Source organism: Nitratireductor sp. GZWM139 (assembly GCF_030068685.1).
Taxonomy (GTDB): Bacteria; Pseudomonadota; Alphaproteobacteria; order Rhizobiales; family Rhizobiaceae; genus Nitratireductor; species Nitratireductor aquimarinus.
In genome coordinates, this window is sequence record NZ_JAMQML010000003.1 from 319,501 (window position 1) to 333,192 (window position 13,692).

At 62.3% G+C, this 13,692-nt stretch carries 12 protein-coding genes; 7 read left to right on the top strand and 5 right to left on the bottom strand.

Annotated features, from left to right (window positions below; genetic code table 11):
* Both NDI72_RS05615 and NDI72_RS05620 read right to left on the bottom strand, forming a co-directional pair.
* Positions 1–810: a BtpA/SgcQ family protein gene (locus NDI72_RS05615; RefSeq protein WP_113152834.1), complete on the bottom strand. Its 810-nt coding sequence runs from the start codon at positions 808–810 to the stop codon at positions 1–3.
* Between the two features lie 35 nt (positions 811–845).
* Positions 846–1,619 carry a DeoR/GlpR family DNA-binding transcription regulator gene (locus tag NDI72_RS05620; RefSeq protein WP_206544121.1) on the bottom strand — a complete coding sequence of 258 codons (774 nt, stop codon included), beginning with the start codon at positions 1,617–1,619 and terminating at the stop codon, positions 846–848.
* 249 nt (positions 1,620–1,868) lie between these two features.
* Here NDI72_RS05620 and NDI72_RS05625 point away from each other — a divergent pair, with 249 nt between their 5' ends.
* Together NDI72_RS05625 and NDI72_RS05630 are read left to right on the top strand one after the other, a co-directional pair.
* A complete protein-coding gene (locus NDI72_RS05625; RefSeq protein ID WP_206547765.1) occupies positions 1,869–2,555 on the top strand; it encodes an outer membrane protein in 687 nt (228 codons plus the stop codon).
* Positions 2,556–2,666: 111 nt separating this feature from the next.
* A complete protein-coding gene (locus NDI72_RS05630) occupies positions 2,667–3,437 on the top strand; it encodes a GGDEF domain-containing protein (RefSeq protein ID WP_224924567.1) in 771 nt (256 codons plus the stop codon).
* 17 nt (positions 3,438–3,454) lie between these two features.
* Here the strand turns inward: NDI72_RS05630 and NDI72_RS05635 are convergent, their stop codons facing one another.
* Positions 3,455–6,226, bottom strand: coding sequence for an AAA family ATPase (locus tag NDI72_RS05635; protein ID WP_283799892.1), 2,772 nt, complete (start codon positions 6,224–6,226; stop codon positions 3,455–3,457).
* A 224-nt stretch (positions 6,227–6,450) separates the two neighbouring features.
* On the opposite strand from NDI72_RS05635, the gene NDI72_RS05640 reads away from it, so the two are divergent.
* Positions 6,451–7,719: a serine hydrolase domain-containing protein gene (locus tag NDI72_RS05640; protein WP_283799893.1), complete on the top strand. Its 1,269-nt coding sequence runs from the start codon at positions 6,451–6,453 to the stop codon at positions 7,717–7,719.
* 27 nt (positions 7,720–7,746) lie between these two features.
* Positions 7,747–9,414 (top strand): ShlB/FhaC/HecB family hemolysin secretion/activation protein, encoded by a 1,668-nt coding sequence (locus NDI72_RS05645; RefSeq protein WP_283799894.1) that lies wholly within the window; start codon positions 7,747–7,749, stop codon positions 9,412–9,414.
* Positions 9,415–9,454: 40 nt separating this feature from the next.
* Here the strand turns inward: NDI72_RS05645 and NDI72_RS05650 are convergent, their stop codons facing one another.
* Together NDI72_RS05650 and NDI72_RS05655 are read right to left on the bottom strand one after the other, a co-directional pair.
* On the bottom strand, positions 9,455–9,634 hold the full coding sequence (locus NDI72_RS05650; RefSeq protein WP_206994839.1) for a hypothetical protein: 180 nt from the start codon (positions 9,632–9,634) through the stop codon (positions 9,455–9,457).
* Positions 9,635–9,707: 73 nt separating this feature from the next.
* Positions 9,708–10,631 (bottom strand): carbon-nitrogen hydrolase family protein, encoded by a 924-nt coding sequence (locus NDI72_RS05655; RefSeq protein WP_283799895.1) that lies wholly within the window; start codon positions 10,629–10,631, stop codon positions 9,708–9,710.
* Between the two features lie 83 nt (positions 10,632–10,714).
* Here NDI72_RS05655 and NDI72_RS05660 point away from each other — a divergent pair, with 83 nt between their 5' ends.
* The 3 genes from NDI72_RS05660 to NDI72_RS05670 all read left to right on the top strand — a co-directional run bounded on the left by NDI72_RS05660 (position 10,715) and on the right by NDI72_RS05670 (position 13,675).
* On the top strand, positions 10,715–11,632 hold the full coding sequence (locus NDI72_RS05660) for a LysR family transcriptional regulator (protein ID WP_283799896.1): 918 nt from the start codon (positions 10,715–10,717) through the stop codon (positions 11,630–11,632).
* Positions 11,633–11,795: 163 nt separating this feature from the next.
* Positions 11,796–12,500: a GntR family transcriptional regulator gene (locus NDI72_RS05665; protein WP_283799897.1), complete on the top strand. Its 705-nt coding sequence runs from the start codon at positions 11,796–11,798 to the stop codon at positions 12,498–12,500.
* A 212-nt stretch (positions 12,501–12,712) separates the two neighbouring features.
* Positions 12,713–13,675: a dihydrodipicolinate synthase family protein gene (locus NDI72_RS05670; RefSeq protein ID WP_113155991.1), complete on the top strand. Its 963-nt coding sequence runs from the start codon at positions 12,713–12,715 to the stop codon at positions 13,673–13,675.
* Positions 13,676–13,692: the final 17 nt, after the last annotated feature.

Genomic DNA, 13,692 nt, shown 5'->3' on the forward strand with positions numbered 1-13,692 from the left:
TTAGCCGCCGCGGGCGGCTTTTACGATCTGCATGAACTCCCTGGCCCGCTCTGGATCGACCGGGTTCCAGGTGTTGCCGTCGACCTTGAGCGACGAGCCCACGATGCAGCCATCGGCGATCTTGAGAATGTCGGCCACGGTGTTGTGGCGAACGCCCGTATTGGCCAGAACCGGTGTGTCGGTGACCTTTTCCTTGACCGATTTGAGATCGGTCATCTCGGCGGCCTCGCCGGTGATTGCGCCCGAAACGAGCACGGCGTCGGGAATGGAGGAGAAGACGGCAGAGCGGGCGCGGTCGGCCAGCGGGCGCTTGTCCATGGAATCGGCGAATTCGGCCGACACGTTGTAGAGCATCACCAGATCGTCACGGCCAAGGCGGTTGCGGTAGCGCAGCGCCTCGCCGGCATTCGGCGTCCACGGGCCCATGTCGGAGGCATAGGTGCCGGTGAAGATTTCGCGGACGAAGGAAGCGCCGGTTGCCGTTGCGAGCGCCACGGTGCTCATCGGATCCCACAGAACGTTGACGCCGAAAGGCTTCTTGATCTCGCTGCGCAGCTGGCCGATCACATAGGCCATGGCGGCGGTGGAGGCGATGTCGACCTTGAGCTCATAGGGGCGGTCGTTCTCATTGCCGAACATCACCGCATCGACATCGGCTTCCTGCAGGGCGGTGAGATCCTTGCGCGCTGCGGCGACAATGCCGTCAATGCCCGCATCCGCATCATAGAGCGGTGAGCCGGGCATCGGCAGAAGATGCACCATCGAGATGATGGGTTTCCTGTCGCCGAAGAGCTGCTTGAACTTTGACATTCCGTGCCTTTCTTTCTTGTTGTCGGCCGCCCCCCTCAGGCGAGCGTTATGGCCGGTATCAGCTTCCGATAGGGCGCAATCAGATCCTCCGCGTCCCTGTCGGTGATGAGTTCGTCGATGGCGTCGAGCCCGCAGACTTCTGCGAACACGCGTTTGCCGAATTTGCTGTGATCGGTGATGACCACGGTGCGCTTGGCGCGTGACATGGCGAGCCGCTTGGTCTCGGCCTCGTCGAAGGTTGCCGTCGTCACGCCGCCTTCATCGATGGCGTCGGCGGCGATGAAGCAGATGTCGGCCTGAATGGTGGCGAGCGCGGTCTTCGCCCAGTTGCCGACCAGGCTGAAATAGCCGTTTCTCACACGGCCACCGACGATGTGGACCTCGGTTGGCCCGACAGCGGCTGCCTCGGCGACTTTTATGTCCATCGTCACCACGGTGATGCGCCTTCCCGCCAATGCGTGAGCGGTGGCCAGCGCCGTGGTGCCGGAATCGAGCAGCGCCACCTGACCGTCTTCAATGCTGGCGGCGGCCTTCTGGCCGATACGCTGCTTGAGTGTCTGATGGTGGCGCACCTTCTCCAGGAAGAGCGGTTCGGTGTCGCCCTCGCCAATGCCGCGCGCGACCACGCCGCCATGGGTTCTGGCAACGATGCCGGCCTGCTCCAGGACCGTCAGGTCACGGCGAACCGTCGGCAGTGAAATCTTGAGGAGTTTGGCAAGCTCGGCCGTGCCCACGCGCTTACGCTCGACGATCACGTCGATCATCTGCTGCTGGCGTTCCTGCGGAAAACGGTGGCGCGTACTTGTCAATTTATCCTCCCTGGTATGATCGATAATGATCGTTTGGGTATGAGTCAATAATTATCGATCATATCCACAAGCGCGAAGCCTGACGAGCGGTTCCTGCGCAGCGCTCCCTTTTGCCGCACCGCGTGGGTGTGAAATCGCGCACCGGGCCGGAACAGAGAGGGAGAGGCGACGCTATTTAATTTGCCGTGCAACTAAATTTTCATTTTTTGAGCATGCACTTGCCTGTCTTGAATGCACGCGCAGAGAGGCATGACAATGCGCACGGTATGTCTCGTTTCGGCGGTTCTTTTTCTGTCGCTTTCAAGGGCGCTGTCCGCCGAACCCGACGCGGCGTTTTTTTCAACGGCGTCTGACTGGAATGGCTTTTATGCCGGGGTGCAGGTGGGAAATTTGCGCGGCGCTCTGCATCAGGCCTACGCGGTCGGTGACCATTCCCGGGCGGATGTCAGCGCATTCTTTGCGGGCCTCCATGCGGGTTATCAGCGACAGGTCACCCGCAATGTCGTTGCCGGCGTTGAGCTGGATGGGGCATGGCTGCGTGCCGAAGGCAGGAGCCATTTCTACACGCGGGGCGGATTTCAGATTTCGCCGGGTTACGTCGCGCGTTCCCGGCTCGACTGGATAGCGGCGCTGCGCGGACGGCTCGGTTATGTGGTGGATCGGCGCATGCCCTATCTTGCGGCTGGTCCGGCAATCGCTGACGTGCGCTTTGTGGGAATGCATGGCAACGGTGTGTTCGATCCGGGTGGACGGAAAATCCATGTCGGCTGGACGCTGGGTGGCGGCGTCGACTTTGCCGTGGGAAACAGGCTCATTCTGAAAAGTGAGTATCGCTACAGCGATTTTGGTCGCCGTGTTTTCAACGATGGCGCAAACCCCTCGCGCATCGGGCTGAAAACGCACGGTCTGCGTCTGGGCGCGTCCTACAGGTTCTGATGCAGGGAAGCGTGCTGGAAGCATGGCCCATCGCTTGTCCTGTGGGCAGTCTGCGTTCTTAACCGGCTCGCAACACATGCGCTGATAATCGCCGCGGGCATGAAGCTCGTATTGTTCAAAGCGGCAGTCGCCACCTTTATGTCCATCATCGCCTCGCTGGTGATCTGCTGGGCTGTGCTCAGCCTGGCTGGCGGCGGGATCAACTGGTTTCCGGTGATCATGAGCATTCTGTGTCCGCTTTTGATCGCATTTCCCACGTGCACCTACACATTCTACCAGAACCACCGGATCGCGCTTGCGCATGCGCAGCTGGAAGCAGCGCACACAGAGCTTGCCGATGTATATGACGAACTGGCCATTGCCGCGCGCACGGACGGGATGACGAGATTGCTGAACCGCAGCTCGTTTGTCACCGATCTGGATGAGATCGGTCAGCGCGGGGCAGGCGGGGTTCTGCTGGTCATTGATGCGGATGACTTCAAGAACATCAATGACACGCACGGTCATCTGGTCGGCGATCAGGCGCTTTGCGCCATTGCCAGCGTTATCCGAAACGTGGTTGGCGAGACCGGGCTTGCGGCGCGCATCGGTGGCGAGGAATTCGGTGTGTTTGTTGAAGCCGCTTCGTTTGATGACGGGGTGCAGCTTGCTGAGAAGGTGCGCGCCGATGTCGAGCGGCTGGGGCTGCGCACGCCGTCTGACATGGTCGTGCCGCTAAGCGTGAGCATCGGTGTGGCCTTTGCGGAAAGCAGGGCTGACTTCTCGGTGCTCATGACGATTGCGGACAGCCAGCTCTACCGGGCAAAGCGCAACGGGCGCAATCGGATCTGCGTGCCCGATTTTCTTGGTCCGGGCGACGGTCTGCGCGCTGCCTGCGCGTAATCCCGCATCAACGCTGGCTAGGCTTTCAGGCTGATTTCCGCCAGTTGCGCCAAAGCCTGCTTCTCAAAGGCGATTGCGCCCTGCCGGCGGGCAATGTTGAGCGCTCTTTCGAGGGCGCGTTGCGCGTTCTTGGGCCGTCCTGTCTGCTGCGCCAGCTTCGCCCAGAGGCGGTGAAGCTCGGCTTCATACCAGCACTCGCCGGTGGAGCGAACGAGGCGCAGTGCGCGGCGGAGCGTGTTGAGCGCGTCGGAGGTCCTGCCGTCGTGGAGAAGAACTTCGGCAAATAGTCCCAGACCATAGGGCAGGGTCAGGCGCGCGTTCATCGCCTCATAGGCGGTGAGGCCATTGCGCAGCTGCTCCTCGCCTGCGGGGTCTCCGAGCATTGCGCGCGCCCATCCAGCCAGCATGTTTCCCGGAGGGATCCAGTAGGGAATGTCGGCGCGCCGGCAGGTCTCGATCATGCGCTGCGCGCGCTCCAGCGTGAGCGCCGCATCGCCACGCTCGCGGGCAATGATCGCGCCTGCCCAGAACATCTGGGCCTGTCCGAACGGTTGATCGAGCGCTTCGGCTTCGCGCATGCCCGCCGTCAAATGCGCGTCGGCCTCTGCATCATTTCCGAGAATTTGCTGCACGCAGGCGGCGTATTGTCGGCAGACAATGCCCGCATTTTCGCCGAGCAGCGTGTCGCCGGCTTCCTCTTCGGCACCCTCATGCAGGGACAATGCGGCATCGATCTCAGGCAGGCTGGCCGCAAGGGATCCGGTGAAGAACGCGGTCTGACCAATGGCGTTGTGCGTTGCCATGGCGATCTGCACGGGGACGTTTGCTGAAAGGTTGCGAAGACCGAGGGCGATCTCTTCGGCCTTGCCGAATTCCGCGCGCGAGAGATGGTAGTTCCACATGCCGGCCAGAACCGGGGCGATTTCGGCAGGGTCGCCCACCTCAAGGGCGAGCGTGCTGGCCCGTTTGTAGACGGCCCTGAGTTCTTCGCGCGTAAAACCCTCGGAGACGATCAGCGCCGCGCCGAGGCCGAGAAGTGTCCTGAGTTCGGCTGCGCTCTGGCTTCTGTCGGCATCCGGACAGCGTTCGTGAAGCGCAAGCGCCTGACGAAGCTGCGTGGCGGCGTCATGGGCTGCGCCGCGATCAAGCGCGCGTATGCCGGAGAGCCCCCGATACCGGGCTGCCTTCAGCCAGTCTGCCGCGCGCTCGAAATGGTCTGCAAGCGTTGTCGCCACTTCGGCAGCGTCGGATGCAAAGATGGTCTCGAGCCGGTCGCCGATGCGCTGGTGCAGGCCCTGCCGGATGGCGGCGGGGATGCCGTCATAGATCGCTTCATGATAAAGCGCATGCCGGAAGGCATAGCGCGTGGCGAGCGTGCCATCGGGCTGTTGGCTCACGCCGGCCTGTTCAATGAAGCGGCGATTGCGGGCAAGGTTCTCCAGCCTGTGTTCGACGTCTTCCCGTGCTTCCCGCGTGTCGGCCATGGCAGCGGCAGAGAAACGTGGTCCGGCGACGCTCGCAGCTTCCAGAAGCTGGCGCTCGGCCGGTGTGAGGCGGCCAACTTCTGCTGAAATCACGTCACGCACGCCGGGGGCGATTGCCAGAACCAGTTCTTTCTCGGGGCGGTTCAACTGCCAGCGTCCGGCCGCCCGACCGATATCGCCATTCCGCAGCCATTGCTCCGTGACCGCTTCGACGAGGATGGCGTGACCTTCCGTGCGGTGGGCCAGAGCGGCAGCGAGCGAGGGCGGAAATGCGTTGCCGGGAAAGCGCTGCGCCAGATAGTCATGCACGGCTTCTGCGCCAAGCCCCTCCAGAGCCAGCGTCTGGATGCCCGGTTGCCGATTCAGGTGGCTGAGTGTCGTGGCGAGTTCGTCCGCAGTATCCACCTCATCGAAACGATAGGTGACGAGCACCATCAGGCGCGCGGGTGTGCGCTGCAGCCCCCAGGCGCAGAGCCAGGCGAGTGTGCTCTGGTCGGACCAGTGCAGATCCTCCAGAACCAGTATGCCCGGCTGTTCGCGGGTGATCCGCTCCATGAGAAGCGTGAATTCGCGCGGCATCGGGTCCGGACGGTCGGGGCCGAATTTCTGGCCGGGGTCGAACGTTGCCGGGTTGTGGCCGTGATCGGCTCCGGGCAGATGCCCCAGCCAGGTGGGGGCCGTTTCACGCAGGAGGCGCGGCAGGTTTGCGACGGGGCGGGCATTGACGATCTGCGAGAGGATTTCGAGCAATGGGCCGTAGGGCTCGCGGGCGCCCGGATGCGGCAGGCACTGGCCATGCGCGATCCACATGGCCGGGGCTGCGCCGGTCAGGGTGGCCAGAAAACTGTCGACGAGGCGCGTCTTGCCGGATCCGCTCTCTCCGGCGATCAGCGCGATGGCGCGATTGCCGCGGCGGGCGGCGGTCAGGCTTTTGGTGAGTGCTTCCAGTTCTCGTTCGCGCCCCACGCACAGGGGGCGTTCACTGGAGGGGGAAGGTGTGTTCGCGCCGGGAATGTCGATTTGCCCGGAGAGCCTGTAGCCGTAGCGACCAACCGTCTCAATGAAGCGGGGGGCGGTGGCGCTCTCGCCCAGAAGGCGGCGCAACTCCCGGATGCACTGTTTCGGGCCGGCATCGCTGCCGTGCCGGTTTCCCCATATCAGTCGGCGCAACTCGTCCTGACTGACCGTCTCGCCCTGCCGCTCGATGAGCGCAAGAAGAACGGCCAGGGTCTTCGGGCGCAATGGCAGGGTTTCGCCCTCCCGCCGCAGCGCGCCGCCAGCGATGTCGAGTTCGACCTGTGTCAATAAGTTGCCTGTCTTCTGGCGCTGGTCATGCTCGCTCTTCAGAAGCGAATCCGCGCATCGCCGATTTCACGTGTCCGGGGATGGTTTTATACCAAAATTGAACCGTTTCATCACTTTGTTTGCCGGCGAGCCCGCGTCATACCGAAACCCGATTCAGACTGGTGGAGCCGAGCCCCTCTGGCAAGACGGACGGGGCCGTTTCGCACATCAAGGGGCAGAGCAACATGACGAAATCCGGCATCTCCAAAAAGATCACGGGGCGTGCAACGCTGCTCGCGGCAACGGCAGGTGCAGCGCTGTGCGTGTCCGCAGGGGCAGCGGCGGCGCAGGCCTGTGTCGCCGATCCGGCTGCCGTCATCGCTGCAGCGCCTACCGCCGCAATGACGCAGACGCCGCTGCCGGACGCACTTGCGCAAAAGCTTGATGCGGCGGTTCGCGATGCGCTGGGCAAAGCCGCAGCGCCGGGCTTCATCGTTGGCGTGCGCACGCCTGAGGGGCACTGGAGCGGGGCCTGGGGCGTGGCCGATCCCGCAACCGGTGCTCCGATGGAAGTGGGCATGCACACCCGCATCGGTTCGATCACCAAGACCTTCACCGGCACGCTGTTGATGCAGCTCGTGGAAGCGGGAAAGCTCTCCCTCGACGATAAGATCGAGACCTATGTGCCGGGCGTTCCGAATGGCGACAAGATCACGCTTCGTCATCTGGCCAACATGACCAGTGGCGTTTCCAGCTACACGCGGGCCGAGCCTTTTCTGGAGGTTTTCCTTGAGCATCCGCAGGTGGTCTACAAGCCCGAGCAGCTTCTGGCTTTCGCCATTCCCGATTCGCCGGTGTTCGAGCCGGGCGAGGCCTTCGACTACTCCAACACCAACACGGTTCTTCTGGGCATGGTCATCGAACAGGTGACCGGGATGCCCATCGCCGAAGCCCTGAAGACGATGGTGTTCGACAAGCTGGGCCTGAAGAATACGGTCTGGCCGGGCGACAGCACGGAGATCCCTGAACCCTTCCCGCAGGGCTTTACACTGCAGGGCAATGCGGCGACGCCGGAGAACCCTTCCAACGCGACGCACTGGAACCCGTCCTGGGGCTGGACCGCTGGTGAAATGATCTCGAACCTCGACGATCTCCTCACTTATGGGCGTGCCCTGGGCACGGGGCAGGGGCTTTTGGGAGAAGAGGCGCAGGAGGTTCGTCTGCGCTCGTTCCCCGAACCCATGGGCTACGGCATCGGCATGGGCTGCACGGGCGGCTGGGTTGGCCATACCGGCGAGCTTCCGGGCTACAACACGACGCTCTTCTATAATACGGCGCATGACATCACGGTCGTCGTTCAGGGCAACAGCGACATCCGCTCGGGCGATTGCGCGGATGAAGATGTGCTGCCGGACAACCCGACCGATGTGAGCTGCTCGTCGCCTGCCTCCCGCATTTTTGATGCGGTCTCGGTGGCGCTGGGACATCCCTTCTCCATGACCCCCGCCGAATAATTGGAAGCGTTGAACGAAATGCAGGCGATGTCTTCAGTGCGTGGCAAGAGCCGTCACGCATTTCTTGCGGCTTTACTCCTGTCTGCGGCGCTGATGCCGCAGACGGCTTTCGCCCAGTCAACGCCGGTTGAACGCACGGTTGCCGGCCAAACGGTCATTCTGCAGCGTTTCACCCCGCCTCAGGCGCTGGGCACGGTGGACATCAGGGTTGAAGATCAGCGCAAACGCGTTTCCGATGCCGATGCGGAAGGCGTGCGCATTCAACTTCGCTCGGTCAGTGTTGATGGCGCGCGCAGCCTGCCGCTGGAAGCGCTGGCTCCAATCTGGCAGGACCAGCTTGGCAAGACCATCACCATGGCCGAGCTTTACCGGATTGCCGATGCGGTGGATGCGGCCTATCTCGCCGCCGGCTATTACTCCATGACTGTCGTACCGGTGCAGGATTTCGCCTCCGGGCGCGTACGCCTGCAGGTCTATGAAGGTTATGTGCAGCGCGTGGAGATCACGAGCGATCTGCCCGGGATCGAGCAGCGTCTTGCGCCCTATATCGATCGTATTCTCGCCATGCAGCCGATCCGCGTGAAAGAGGCGGAGCGGGTTCTCCTTCTGATGAGTGATCTGGGCGGGCTGGAGATCGAGGGCACGTTCGTACGCCCTGAAACACCGAGCGCCGGTGGTCTCCTGAAGCTCAAGGTCGGCTTTTCGCCACGCTCCGGTGTCATTTCTCTTGATAATTATGGGTCGAGCAGCGTCGGGCCGCTGGAACTGCTCGCCAGTGCGGAGTTCAACGATCTGTTTGGTCGTTTTGAAACGACGAGTCTTCTGGGGCTCACCATTCCCGACAATCCGCAGGAAATGGTCTTTCTTCAGCTCGCACAGGACATGCCGATAGGCCATGATGGCCTGAAGGCAGGCTACAGCCTTGCCTATATCGGTCAGAAACCGGGTGGTGACCTCAGTGCGCAGGATATCCGCATCGCATCGGTGATCGGCACGGGCTATCTTTCTTTCCCATTCCTGCGAAGCCTGCAGCAGAGCCTTGTCGGGCGGGCCGAGGTCGTCATTCACAACGATCATGTGGATGTGATGGGGATGCCGGTCTCGCGCAGCCGTGTGCGCCGGGCAGGGTTTTCCCTGACCTATGACCGCGTTCTGGGTGAAGGTTCGCTCTCCGCCGAGGCCGGGATCAATTTCGGTGTGGTTTCCGATCTCGATCTTGGCGATGTGCCGGGGAGTTATCACTATCTGCGCGGCTCGATGGATTATTCCCGCCCGCTGGGTGAGCATTTCAGCTTTCGTGTTCGCGCTGCCGGCCAGTATTCACCCACTGCATTGCCGGCCTCCGTTCAATTCGCGCTGGGCGGGCAGGCCTATGGGCGTGCCTTCGATGCAGGCGCCCTGATGGGCGACAGTGTGGCTGCGGCGGCGGTGGAGCTTGGCCACCGTGTGGATACGGGGCTCTCGGCGCTGCCGTTCCTGTCCTTCACGGCTTTTGCCGATTACGCTTCGGCGTGGAACCACGGGACGGGCGATGTGCTCGTGCAGCAGGGACTGGGCTCTTATGGTCTCACCATGGGCGGCGTGCTGAATGAGAGCCTGTTGTTTGAAGTGGGCGCAGCACTGCCCTGGACCAGGCCGGAGGCGCAGGAAGATCCGGGCGCGCGGCTGTTCTTCCGGATGGGCAAGGCATTTTGATGAGGCAGGCGTTCGCCGCGCGTGGCCGGCGACGCTTCTTCTACACGAACACGAGCGCAATCGATCCCAGAACCACCACGCCGACGGCTATCGCGGCGGCGAGTGCTCTGGAGCTTCGTTTTTCGGTTGGCTCTGCGATGATCGAATGAAACCCGATCCCCACCAGCGTGGCGAGGAGAGCGGCAGCAACGATAACGCCGTAGAATTCGAAACTGGCCATCTGCTCCTCTCATCCCGGCGCTGGTGTATGAACCGGCAGCGGTTGCGGGTGTCGGCTCTTTCGACCCATCAGGTCAACCGGTAAACCGCACCGTCGCCTTTGGCCGTTCATCCACGTTGAGGCTGAAGACATCCGGTCTTGCGTAATGGCCGACCACGTCGAAATCGTAGCGTGCGCGGACAAGCTCGGCGCGGTCGATTTCGGCCGTTACCAGCCCCTCGCGCCCCGTGAGCGGGCCAGCCAGAACATCGCCCAGAGGGCCGACGATCATGCTTCCGCCATTGATCAACGGGCGCGCATCGTCCCAGTCTTCGACGGTTACGCCCAGCTCTTGCGGGGATGGCTGATACTGGCAGGCGCTGACAAGGAAGCAACGCCCTTCATGGGCGATGTGGCGCATTGAAGCCTGCCAGACATCGCGTTCGTCCACGGTCGGCGCGCACCAGATCTCGATCCCTTTGGCGTAAAGGGCTGTCCGCAGAAGCGGCATGTGGTTTTCCCAGCAGATCGCCGCGCCGATGCGTCCGGCGCCAGTGTCGATGACCGGCATGGTGGACCCGTCACCCTGACCCCAGATCAGTCTTTCGGTTCCGGTCGGCATCAGCTTGCGGTGCTTTGCGACCAGCCCTTCTTCGGGGGTGAAGAACAGGGCCGTGCAGTAAAGCGTGTTGCCGCCACGCTCGATGACGCCGACAACCAGATTTGCCCCGGTGCGGGCTGAGAGGCCGGCCAGTTCTTCCGTCTCCGGGCCGGGCAGCTCGATGGCGTTTTCGTAATAGGCGGCAAAGGCCTCGCGCCCCTGCGGAAGCCGGTAGCCAAGCCGGGTGCCGAATGTCTCTCCCTTTGGATATCCGCCAAGCACGGCTTCCGGCATGACGACAAGGTTTGCGCCGGTGCTTCGGATCTCCTGTTCATGGCTCAGGATCGCTGACAGCGTCTCAGCCTTTCCGGCTGGCGATGAGCCGATCTGCAACGCGGAAATGATGGATTTGGTCATGAGCGGCGAGCCTCCATATTAATGGGGCCTGACCCTAGGTTCCTGACGTACTATAAATCAAGGTCGAGTCGGAACTAACCATCATGAATGAAATTCATATTCTGGATGTGGACCTGAACCTGCTGAAGGTTTTCGAGGCGATCTACGAGGAAGGCAGCGCGAGCAGGGCGGCTCTACGGCTCGGGCTCACCCAGTCTGCCGTGAGTGCCGCGGTTTCCCGTTTGCGAACGGTCTATCAGGACCGGCTGTTTGAGCGGGGGGGCGGGGGCATGGTGCCCACCGCGCGGGCGCATGAACTGAGCGCAACGGTCCGCGAGGCGCTGAACCTGTGTCGAAAGACCCTGCTCGCCACGGACGAAGGCAGCCGGTCCTTCAGCGACCGCACCATATCCATTGGCCTCTCGGATGATCTGGAGATCGCCATTGGCCGAGCGCTGGCAGACAGGCTGCGGGTCGATGCGCCGGGGCTTCGCCTGCTGCTGCGGCAGACGAACAGCTATCAGGCGACGGATATGCTCGCCGGCCGGACGGTGGATCTTGTGCTGGCGGCGGGCGGGTTTACATCGCGTTCCATTGGACGCCAGACGGTCATGACCGGTGGATATTCCTGTGTTGCCCAAAAACGCCCCGGCGGCGGGGCGGGAGAACTGGATCTGGAGGCGTTTTTGCGCCGCGATCACCTGCTGATTTCGTCGGGCGGCTATGTCGGGATCGTCGATGATGCATTGTTCGCCCTTGGGCTGCGGCGACGCGTGGAGGTCTCGACGACGCATTTTGCCGCCGTGCCGTTTCTTCTCAGCGGAGAAAACGCAATCGCGACGATGCCGACCCACGCGGCGCGGGCCGTGGCCGACCTGGCTGGTCTGGAAGTCCTGTCCTGCCCGCTGGAGCTGCCGGCCTATGGCATTGAGCTGGGATGGAGGCCAGACGTGCTGCGCGATCCGGCGGTGCTCGTGGTGCGTGACGCCATCGTTTCCGTGTTTGAGGAACTGCCTCTTTGAACGCGCCCGCCAGCCGATCTTTCCCGGATCTGCGGATTTACTGTCACGGATCGCAGGCGGCATGTCTTGCCAGCCACAAACTGACTTTATGGCCTCAACTGAACTTGACGATTAATCCATCTGCCATCTAACAGTATTTTTCTTGTGCACACGAGGAGCGAAAATGTCTGATAGCGCCACGCGCAAAACTACTGAACGCAAGCGCGGTTCCGGCGTACAGTTTGTCTACGACGTATTGCGGGACGAAATTCTGGATCTCGCGCTGGCTCCTGGAAGCCCCATCGATGAGATCCAGCTGGCCAAGCGCCTGTCGATGTCGCGCACGCCGATCCGCGAGGCCCTCGTGCGTCTGGCCGGTGACGGGCTGGTGACCACGCTTCCGAACCGCTCAACTGTCGTCGCCAATATCGACTTTCTCAACCTGCACACATTCTTTGACGCCATCACGCTGATGTATCGCGTGACCACGCGGCTGGCGGCGCTGCACTACCAGCCCGAAGACCTGGTCACGATCCGCGCCCGCCAGGCAGAGTTCGCCAAGGCGGTGGAAGATCAGGATGCGCTGGCGATGATCGCCACCAATCGTGAATTTCACGCAGCCATCGCTGCAGCCGGGCGCAACCCTTATTATGAGAGCCTGTTCCTGCGCCTGCTTGACGAGGGACGGCGACTTCTGCGGCTCTATTACTCGTCTTTCAACGACCGGCTGCCGCAGCGCTATGTCGTCGAACACGAGGACATGATCGCCGCAATCGAAGCCCGCGACGTGGAAACGGCTGACAAGCTGGCAACCGAGCATGCCGATCAGATCGTTGCGCAGATCCGCAACATGATCGCCCGGGATCATCGTCAGCAAATCGCGCTTTAGGCCAATGTCGGCGTCCTTTGTCCGGGACGCTGGCCTGTCAAATGCATGTCTGTTTTCCCTGCGCCTCAATGTCTGGGGCAGGGAAAGCACATTGCCTAAAATTTGTGTCGACAAAAAAAATACAAGTGATATTTTCCTCTTGATCCAATCTGGAATCAGGTGCGGACGGATGTCGTGCGCCGCGCGAAACCATGCATTCGAAGGAGACGAGCATGAGCAACGATATTTTCACGGGCTGCATTCCCGCGCTGATGACCCCGTGCAAGGACGACCGGACGCCGGATTTCGATGCACTGGTGCGCAAGGGCAAAGAGCTGATCGCAGCAGGCATGCGCGGCGTTGTCTATTGCGGGTCCATGGGTGACTGGCCGCTTCTGACGGATGAGGAGCGCATGGAGGGCGTGGCGCGTCTGGTCGAGGCCGGCGTTCCCGTGATTGTCGGTACCGGTGCGGTCAACACCGCCAAGGCAGTGGAGCATGCGGCGCATGCGGCCAAGGTGGGTGCTCATGGTCTGATGGTCATCCCGCGTGTCCTGTCGCGCGGCAATTCGCCCGCAGCACAGCGCAACCACTTCAAGGCCATTCTCGCGGCTGCGCCCGACCTGCCGGCGGTCATCTACAACAGCCCGTATTATGGTTTCGCCACCCGTGCCGACCTGTTCTTCGCGCTGCGCGCCGAGCATCCCAATCTGGTTGGCTTCAAGGAATTCGGCGGCGCTGCCGATCTGCGTTACGCGGCCGAGAACATCACCAGCGGTGACGAGACGATCAAGCTCATGATCGGTGTCGACACGACTGTCGTTCATGGTTTCGTCAATTGCGGCGCCAGCGGCGCGATCACCGGCATCGGCAATGTGCTGCCGAAGGAAGTGCTGCATCTGGTTGCGCTCAGCCAGGCTGCCGCTGCCGGCGACGCCGATGCGCGCCAGCGGGCCGCCGAGCTGGATGCGGCGCTGGCCGTTCTCTCTTCCTTCGACGAAGGGCCGGATCTCGTCCTCTACTACAAGCACATGATGGTGCTGAACGGCGACAAGGAATACACCCTGCATTTCAACGAGACGGACGAGCTCTCCGACAGCCAGCGCGGCTATGCCGAGGCGCAGTATCGCCTGTTCCGCGAATGGTATGCGGAGTGGAGCAAGCTGCCCGGCGCGGTGACCAAATACGCCGCCTGAGGCCTGTGACGACAAAT